At 67.3% G+C, this 8,244-nt stretch carries 7 protein-coding genes; all 7 read right to left on the reverse strand.

The genetic code is table 11. From position 1 onward, the window contains the following. A partial coding sequence (gene pnp / locus KDJ86_RS14430) for a polyribonucleotide nucleotidyltransferase (RefSeq protein ID WP_291747164.1) occupies positions 1–1,518 on the reverse strand: 1,518 nt, incomplete at its 3' end. A 222-nt stretch (positions 1,519–1,740) separates the two neighbouring features. Beyond that, entirely contained in the window at positions 1,741–2,010 is a 270-nt protein-coding gene (gene rpsO, locus KDJ86_RS14435; protein ID WP_291747167.1) for a 30S ribosomal protein S15, read from the reverse strand. Positions 2,011–2,229: 219 nt separating this feature from the next. Further along, on the reverse strand, positions 2,230–3,150 hold the full coding sequence (gene truB, locus KDJ86_RS14440) for a tRNA pseudouridine(55) synthase TruB (RefSeq protein WP_291747170.1): 921 nt from the start codon (positions 3,148–3,150) through the stop codon (positions 2,230–2,232). A 181-nt stretch (positions 3,151–3,331) separates the two neighbouring features. Beyond that, positions 3,332–3,730 (reverse strand): 30S ribosome-binding factor RbfA, encoded by a 399-nt coding sequence (rbfA, locus tag KDJ86_RS14445; RefSeq protein ID WP_291747172.1) that lies wholly within the window; start codon positions 3,728–3,730, stop codon positions 3,332–3,334. A 104-nt stretch (positions 3,731–3,834) separates the two neighbouring features. Next, positions 3,835–6,417, reverse strand: coding sequence for a translation initiation factor IF-2 (gene infB, locus KDJ86_RS14450; RefSeq protein ID WP_291747174.1), 2,583 nt, complete (start codon positions 6,415–6,417; stop codon positions 3,835–3,837). 7 nt (positions 6,418–6,424) lie between these two features. Beyond that, entirely contained in the window at positions 6,425–7,090 is a 666-nt protein-coding gene (locus KDJ86_RS14455; RefSeq protein ID WP_291747176.1) for an RNA-binding protein, read from the reverse strand. Positions 7,091–7,109: 19 nt separating this feature from the next. Beyond that, a partial coding sequence (gene nusA / locus KDJ86_RS14460) for a transcription termination factor NusA (protein WP_291747179.1) occupies positions 7,110–8,244 on the reverse strand: 1,135 nt, incomplete at its 5' end.

An 8,244-nucleotide genomic window follows, 5' to 3' on the forward strand; every position in this document is an offset into this window, starting at 1 on the left:
CAGCGAAGTAACGCCCTCGGAGGAACCGGCGACCTTGAAGTCCATGTCGCCGAGGTGATCCTCGTCACCAAGGATGTCAGACAGGACGGCGAAGCGATCGTCTTCCTTGATCAGGCCCATGGCGATGCCGGCCACCGGCCGCTTCAGCGGCACGCCGGCATCCATCAGCGACAACGAGGTGCCGCAGACGGTCGCCATCGAGGACGAACCGTTGGACTCGGTGATCTCCGACACGACGCGGATCGTGTAGGGGAAGTCATGATGGGCCGGCAGGATCGGCCGCACCGCCCGCCAGGCGAGCTTGCCATGGCCGATCTCGCGACGGCCGGGCGAGCCCATCCGTCCGGTCTCGCCGACCGAATAGGGCGGGAAATTATAGTGCAGCATGAAGGATTCCTTGTAGGTCCCCTCCAGGGCATCGATGAACTGCTCGTCGTCTCCGGTGCCGAGCGTGGCAACCGCCAGCGCCTGGGTCTCGCCGCGGGTGAACAGCGCCGAGCCGTGGGTGCGCGGCAGGAGGCCGACCTCGGCGACGATCGGACGGACAGTCCTGACGTCGCGGCCGTCGATGCGGATGCCGCGATCGAGGATGTCGCCGCGGACGATCGCCTTTTCGAGATTCTTGAACATCTGGCCGACGAGCTGCGGCGACGGCGCGTCCTCGGCGCCTTCCGGCACCAGGGCCGCGACGAGCTTCTCCTTGACGGCGTCGATGGCAGCGCGGCGCTCGGACTTGACCGGGATCGCGTAGGCGACGCGGAGGTCGTTCTCGGCCACCTCACGAACCCTGGCGTAGAGTTCCGAGTGATCGGCCGTCTTGATCTCCCGCGGCTCCTTGGCGGCGCGTTCGGCGAGCTGGATGATCGCGTCGATCACCGGCTGGAAGCCCTTGTGGCCGAACATCACCGCACCGAGCATGTCGTCTTCCGACAGCTCCTGCGCTTCCGACTCGACCATCAGCACCGCGTCGGCCGTACCGGCGACGACAAGGTCGAGCTTCGATTCCGCCATCTCGTCGATCTGCGGATTGAGGACGAATTCGCCGGCGACGAGGCCGACGCGCGCGCCGCCGATCGGCCCCATGAAGGGCAGGCCCGAAATCGTCAGGGCGGCGGAGGCCGCGACCATGGCGACGATATCCGGGTCATTCTCGAGATCGTGGCTGAGGACGGTGGTGACGACCTGGGTCTCGCACTTGTAGCCATCGGCGAAGAGCGGGCGGATCGGCCGGTCGATCAGACGCGAGGTCAGCGTCTCCTTCTCGCTCGGGCGGCCCTCGCGCTTGAAGAAGCCGCCGGGGATCTTGCCGGCGGCGAAGGTCTTCTCCTGGTAGTTCACGGTGAGCGGGAAGAAGTCGATCCCGGGGCGTTCCTCCGGGGCGCCGACCACGGTGGCAAGCACGGAGGTCTCGCCGTAGGTGGCGAGGACCGCGCCATCGGCCTGGCGGGCGATACGGCCGGTCTCAAGCACGAGCGGGCGGCCCGCCCATTCGATCTCGACTCGTTGGACATCAAACATGGTTCATCCTTTCATACGTCATACGGACGCGAAGGCGAGCCATGGGCAAGACGACGAGAGGCTCTCCCGGGACAAACCCGTCACGAGAAAGCGTCTGGCGATCCTGCCATGGCCCCAATCCGGTCCGCTGTTCCTGGCGCGGCAGCCCCATGCCGCCGCGCGGAGTGCATCCGGGGCCGTATTTTCCGCGAACGGACGAACGGCACCGGCCTCAAAACGCTCCTAGCGCCTCAGTCCGAGGCGCTCGATCAGCGTGCGGTAGCGCCCGGAATCGACACCATTCAGGTAGTCGAGCAACCTGCGGCGCTGGCTGACCAGCTTCAGAAGTCCGCGCCGGGAATGGTTGTCCTTGGCGTGCGACTTGAAATGCTCGGTCAGATTGGCGATCCGTTCGGAGAGGATCGCGACCTGGACTTCCGCCGAGCCGGTATCGCCCGGCTTGGTGGCATATTCTTCGATGAGCGCCTGCTTGCGCTCTGCCGTTATCGACATCGGGTCTCCTTTCTGGAATGTCGACAGGGATCGATCCCTGCCGGTGGATACGGCCGGTGCCGGGATGTCGTCCAGCACGGTCGGAAAACGGAAAAGCTTTCGCGGCAACCAAAGGCCGCTGGCGAATGCGTGGGGAATATGGCCGAAAGGCCGACGAATTGCCAGCGAAATACATGTCGCCACAAGTCATTGGCATCGCTTGTTTTTCTCGCCGAAGGATCAATCCCGAAACACCCGGCGCGGATGGAATTCGCCCTGGTCGACCTCGCCGATCGCGATCGTACGGCCGGCCAGCGTCGCCTGGACGGTGCCGGAGACGATCGGCGCATCGCCGCCGCGCACCAGCACCGAGCCGCCGCGCATGATCTCGGCGGCGTCGTTGCGGCCGAAGGCGATCTCCGGCAGGGCGGCGAGCGCGGTGGCGATCGGCAGCAGGAAACGGTCGAGATCACTGGCTGGGCCTTCCTCGCGCGCCTTGATGAGATCCTGGAGGCTCACCGACTTCGCCTCGACGAAGGGGCCGACCGCGCACCGCCTGAGGGCGACGACGTGGCCAAGCGTACCAAGGGCCCGGCTCATGTCGCGGGCGAGCGAGCGGACGTAGGTGCCCTTGCCGCATTCGGCTTCGAAGACCGCATGGTCGACATCCGGGACCTCGACCAGCTCGAAGCGGTGGATGACCACCGGCCGCGGCTCGATCTCGACCACCTCGCCTTCGCGCGCAAGGTCGTAGGCGCGATTGCCGGCGATCTTGATCGCCGAGAAGGACGGCGGACGCTGCATGATCTCGCCGACGAAATCGCCGATACGCGCCTCGATCGACGCGCGATCCGGCCGCTCGTCCGATGTCGCGACGATCTCGCCGTCGGAATCGTCGCTATCGGTCTCCGCCCCCCAGCGGACCGTGAAGCGATAGAGCTTGCGGCTGTCCTGGACGAAGGGCACGGTCTTGGTGGCCGCGCCCAGGGCGATCGGCAGGATGCCGGAGGCCAGCGGATCGAGGGTGCCGGCATGGCCGACCTTTGCCGCCCCGAACAGGCGCTTGACCGAGCCGACCGCCGCCGTCGACGTCTGGCCGATGGCCTTGTCGAGACAGAGCCAGCCGGAAACGTCCCGGCCCTTACGCTTGCGGTTTGCCATCAGGCTGCCCCGGAGCGGAGTATCCGTGCGTCCTTCGAGGCTCGGGCCCTGCCCGAGCACCCCAGGATGACGGAGATGGTATACGATTCCGGCAGGTCGGCCCCGCGCGATACGTTCGCCATCCTGAGGTGCGAGCGCCAAGCGCGAGCCTCGAAGGACGCACTGGCAAGACTCGACGCCATCATTCGCCCTCCCCGAGATCGCGCTTGACCTCCGGCGAGCGCAGCAGCGCATCGATCCTGTCGCCCTCGTCGAAGGAGGTATCGAGCCGGAAGTGGAGGTCGGGGGCGCGCCGCAGGTCGACGCGCCGCGCCACCGCGCCGCGAAGGAATTTCCTGCTGCGCTCGAAGGCCGAGACCACCGCCTCGCCGTTCTCGCCGCCGAGCGGCATGACGAATACGGTCGCGACGGTGAGGTCCGGCGACATGCGCACCTCGGGCACCGTCACCACCATGCCCTCGATCGCAGGATCGTGGATCTCGCCCTGGAGGATGATGTCGGACAGGGCATGACGGACCAGCTCGCCGACGCGAAGCTGGCGTTGCGAGGGAGCGGAGCCGTGGGCGGATTTCTTGGCCATCATCGTACCTGCCGCTGGCGGGCATGCCGGCAAGGGATCGCTGCCGACCACGCCGGCCCCTCGACCGACGCGGCAGGTGGCTGCCGGAACCCCGGGAGAAGCCCCTAGAGCGAGCGCGCGATCTCCTCGACGCGATAGCACTCGATGACGTCACCGACGCGCATATCCTCGTAGCTCTCGAAGGCCATGCCGCATTCCTGGCCATTCGGCACCTCGCGGACCTCGTCCTTGAAGCGCTTGAGCGTCGACAGCTTGCCCTCGTGGATGACGACGTTGTCGCGGATCAGGCGGACATTGGCGCCGCGCTGGACGACCCCGTCGGTGACCCGGCAACCGGCGACCTTGCCGACCTTCGAGATGTTGAAGATTTCGAGGATCTCGGCATTGCCGAGCATGGTCTCGCGCAACTCCGGCGACAGCATGCCGGACATCGCCGCCTTCACGTCATCCACGAGATTGTAGATGATGTTGTAGTAGCGAATCTCGATGCCCTCGGCTTCGGCTGCGTTGCGCGCCTGGGCGTTGGCGCGGACGTTGAAGCCGATGATCGCGGCTTCCGACGTCGCCGCCAGCGTCACGTCGGATTCGGTGATGCCGCCGACGCCGGCATGGATCACCCTTGCCGCGACCTCGTCGGTACCAAGCGATTCCAGCGCCTGCCGGATCGCCTCGACCGAGCCCTGGACGTCGGCCTTGACCACCAGCGGGAAGACCTTCTGGCCGCTCGCCTGGAGCTGGTTCATCATCTCGGCGAGCGAGCCGCGGGCACCGGTCAGCCGCGCCTGCGCCTTCTCGCGCTTCTGGCGGGCCCGGTAGTCGGTCACCTCGCGGGCACGCGCTTCCGATTCGACGACGACGAAACGGTCGCCGGCCTCCGGAGCGCCCTGGAAGCCGAGGATCTCGACCGGCATCGACGGCACCGCCGCTTCCACGGCATTGCCGCGGTCGTCGATCAACGCCCGCACCTTGCCCCATTCGGAGCCGGCGACGAGAATGTCACCGATGCGCAGCGTACCGCGCTGGACGAGCACCGTGGCCACCGGTCCGCGGCCGCGATCGAGCTTGGCCTCGATCACCGTGCCATCGGCCTCGCGGTCGGGATTGGCCTTGAGCTCAAGCACCTCGGCCTGGAGGAGGATCGCCTCCAGAAGCTTGTCGAGATTGGTCTTCTGCGCCGCGGAAACCTCGACATCGAGAATCTCGCCGCCCATCGATTCGACGAAGACCTCATGCTGCAGCAGCTCGGTGCGGACGCGGTTGGCGTCGGCCTCCGGCTTGTCGATCTTGTTGATCGCGACGATAATCGGGACGTCGGCCGCCTTGGCGTGATTGATGGCCTCGATCGTCTGGGGCATGACGCCGTCATCGGCCGCCACGACGAGGATGACGATGTCGGTCACCTTGGCGCCGCGGGCGCGCATCGCCGTGAAGGCGGCGTGGCCGGGGGTGTCGATGAATGTGATCTTCTGGCCGTCCTGCTCGACCTGATAGGCGCCGATATGCTGGGTGATGCCGCCGGCCTCGCCGGTGACGACATCGGCCTCCCGGATCGCGTCCAGCAGCGACGTCTTGCCGTGGTCGACATGGCCCATGATGGTCACGACCGACGGACGCGGCTTGAGGTCGGCCTCGTCGTCGGCAATCGAGAACAGGCCCTCCTCGACGTCGGACTCGGCGACGCGACGGACGGTATGCCCCATCTCCTCGGCGATCAGCTGGGCGGTGTCGGCATCGATGATGTCGGCGGCCTTGACCAGCTGGCCCTGCTTCATCAGCAGCTTGATCACCTCGACGGCGCGTTCCGCCATTCGGTTGGCGAGCTCCTGGATGGTGATCGTCTCGGGAATGACGACCTCACGGACGATCTTCTCGCGCGGTCCCTGGTCATGGGTGCGGGCGCGCTCGCGCTCGCGGCGACGGCGGATCGAGGCGAGCGAACGGGCACGCTCGGTGTCGTCGAGCGCGTTGCCGAGCGTCAGCTTGCCGCGGCGGCGCTCCTCCGGACGCTTGACCGGCCGCGGCTCGGCCGGGGCTTTGGTCTTGATCCTGCCGCGCAGCATGCCGGGCTCTTCGTCATCGGCCGGAACGGCAGCCGCCTTCGCCGCCGGGCGCGGCCGCTCGGTCGTCGCGGCCTCGGCGGGCGGGGGCGGCGGTGCGGCGTCATCTCCGAGGCGCCGGCGCGCGGTGTCCTCGGCGCGGCTGCGGGCTTCCTCCTCGGCCTTGCGGCGTGCGTCTTCCTCGGCCTGACGGCTCTCGGCCTCCTCGCGCTCCCTGGCAAGGCGCGCTTCTTCGGCGGCGCGGCGCTTCGCGGCCTCTTCCGCGCTCTTGCGCTCCTCGGCCTCGCGGACCCTCGCATCGGCAAGCGCCTTGGCACGGGCATCGATCTCGTCATCGGAGAGATGGCGCAGAACCACGCCCGCGGCAGGTGCCGCCGGGGCCGCCGCCTTCTCCGCCACCGGCTCGGGCGCCGCTGCCTTTTCCGGCTCGGGCGCCGCGCGCGGCGCCGCCGTCTCGGCCTTGGCCTCGCCCGGCATGACAACGCGACGCTTCTTGCGCTCGACCTGCACCGTGTTGGTGCGACCGTGCGAGAAGCTCTGCCGGACGGTATCCCGCTCGATGTTGCCGCGCTTCAGGCCCAGCGTCTTCTTCGGGGTCACCGTTAACGTCTTGTCGGTCGTCTCAGTCATGAATTCCCTACAATCCCGCAGACACTTTGTCTTGCTCGACCAACCCGTTCCCGGGCTCGCCAACACCTGTATCCCCGCCGACGAAATCGGCGAAGGCCCGAACACGCTTCAGCACGTTGATACTCGCCGGTCCAGCGAGCAACGCTGCATGTATCACATTTGTCCGGCCGAATGCCAAATCCAATTCCTCTCCCGCGAATAGCCGGATCACCGGCAACGGGTCCTTGCGGTCGCCGCGATACCGCCGCTCCGCACCTGCAATCTTGGCGATTCCGTCGGTGCCGGCCTCCGCGCCATGCACCAGGGCAATCACCGTTCCCTTGCCGAGCGCCGCCTCGACCTTGGCAAATCCGGTCACCACCGTCCCCGCCTTGCGGGCGAAGGACAAGGCCGACACGGCCGCCTGGCGAAGGCTGCCAGCCACCCGTTCGGCGAGTCCCGGCTCGACCCGAATGCCGGCACCGAGCCCACGCTGGAAGAGGCGCTTTCGCTCCGCGATCCGCACGTGTTCGGCATCCGCGGTCACCCAGACCCCGCGTCCGGGCAACCGCCGCCTGAGGTCCGCGACCACCGTACCGTCCGGCGCGGCGACGAACCGGATGAGCCGCTCGACCGGCTCGCTGCGCCGGGTGACGATACAGGTCCGCTCGGGTTCCCGCGCGCGCGGCGCCATTCGTATCGTCGCTCCCCGGTCAGACCTGCTGCGTCGCCTCGCCTTCGGCCGCCGCCTCTTCCTCGGCGGCAGCGGCGGCTTCTTCCTCGGCCCTCAATTCCTCTTCCGTGACCCAGCCGGCCTTGATCCGCGCCTGCATGATCATCTCCTCGGCCTCGGCCCGCGAAATGTCAAAGCCGTCGAGCGCGCCGGGGAAGCGGGTCGACTCGCCGTCCTTGCGCTCGACCCAGCCGATCAGGTCGTCAGGCACGCAACCCGCGAAATCCTCCATCGTCTTGATGTCGGACTTGCCGAGCGCGACGAGGGCCGCCGTGGTGACGCCGGGAATGTCCCTCAGTTCGTCGGCGACGCCAAGCGCCCTCCGTTCTGCGTCCTGCTCCTCCTCGATCCGCGCCAGGTATTCGGCGGCGCGGCTCTGCAATTCGACCGCGGTCTCCTCGTCGAAGCCCTCGATGGAAGCGAGCTCGTCGAGCTCGACATAGGCGATTTCCGAGATCGAGACGAAGCCCTCGGAGGCCAGAAGCTGGGCGACGACCTCATCGACGTCAAGCGCCTCGGTGAACAGGATGGTGCGATCCTGGAATTCCTTCTGCCGGCGTTCCGACTCTTCCTGCTCGGTGAGGATGTCGATATCCCAGCCGGTGAGCTGCGAAGCGAGACGGACATTCTGTCCGCGCCGGCCGATGGCAAGCGAGAGCTGGTCGTCGGGAACCACCACCTCGATGCGCTCGGCGTCCTCGTCGAGCACGACCTTGGCGACTTCGGCCGGCTGCAGCGAGTTGACGATGAAGGTAGCCGCATCCTGCGACCACGGGATGATGTCGATCTTCTCGCCCTGAAGCTCGTTGACGACCGCCTGGACGCGGCTGCCGCGCATGCCGACGCAGGCGCCGACGGGATCGATGGAGGAATCACGCGAGATGACGGCGATCTTGGCGCGGCTGCCGGGATCGCGGGCGACCGACTTCACCTCGATGATGCCGTCATAGATCTCGGGAACCTCCTGGGCGAAGAGCTTCGCCATGAATTGCGGATGGGTCCGCGACATGAATATCTGCGGACCGCGCTGCTCGCGGCGCACGTCGTAGATATAGGCGCGGACGCGATCGCCGTAGCGGAAGGTCTCGCGCGGGATCAGCTCGTCGCGACGAACA

This window comes from Bauldia sp., assembly GCF_020442045.1.
GTDB lineage: Bacteria > Pseudomonadota > Alphaproteobacteria > Rhizobiales > Kaistiaceae > Bauldia.

Bases quoted from the DNA above. Each gene is read 5' to 3' on its own strand.
- truB (WP_291747170.1), bottom strand. From the start codon at position 3,150: ATGGCAAACCGCAAGCGTAAGGGCCGGGACGTTTCCGGCTGGCTCTGT.
- KDJ86_RS14455 (WP_291747176.1), bottom strand. From the start codon at position 7,090: ATGGCGCCGCGCGCGCGGGAACCCGAGCGGACCTGTATCGTCACCCGG.
- rpsO (WP_291747167.1), bottom strand. From the start codon at position 2,010: ATGTCGATAACGGCAGAGCGCAAGCAGGCGCTCATCGAAGAATATGCC.
- infB (WP_291747174.1), bottom strand. From the start codon at position 6,417: ATGACTGAGACGACCGACAAGACGTTAACGGTGACCCCGAAGAAGACG.
- rbfA (WP_291747172.1), bottom strand. From the start codon at position 3,730: ATGGCCAAGAAATCCGCCCACGGCTCCGCTCCCTCGCAACGCCAGCTT.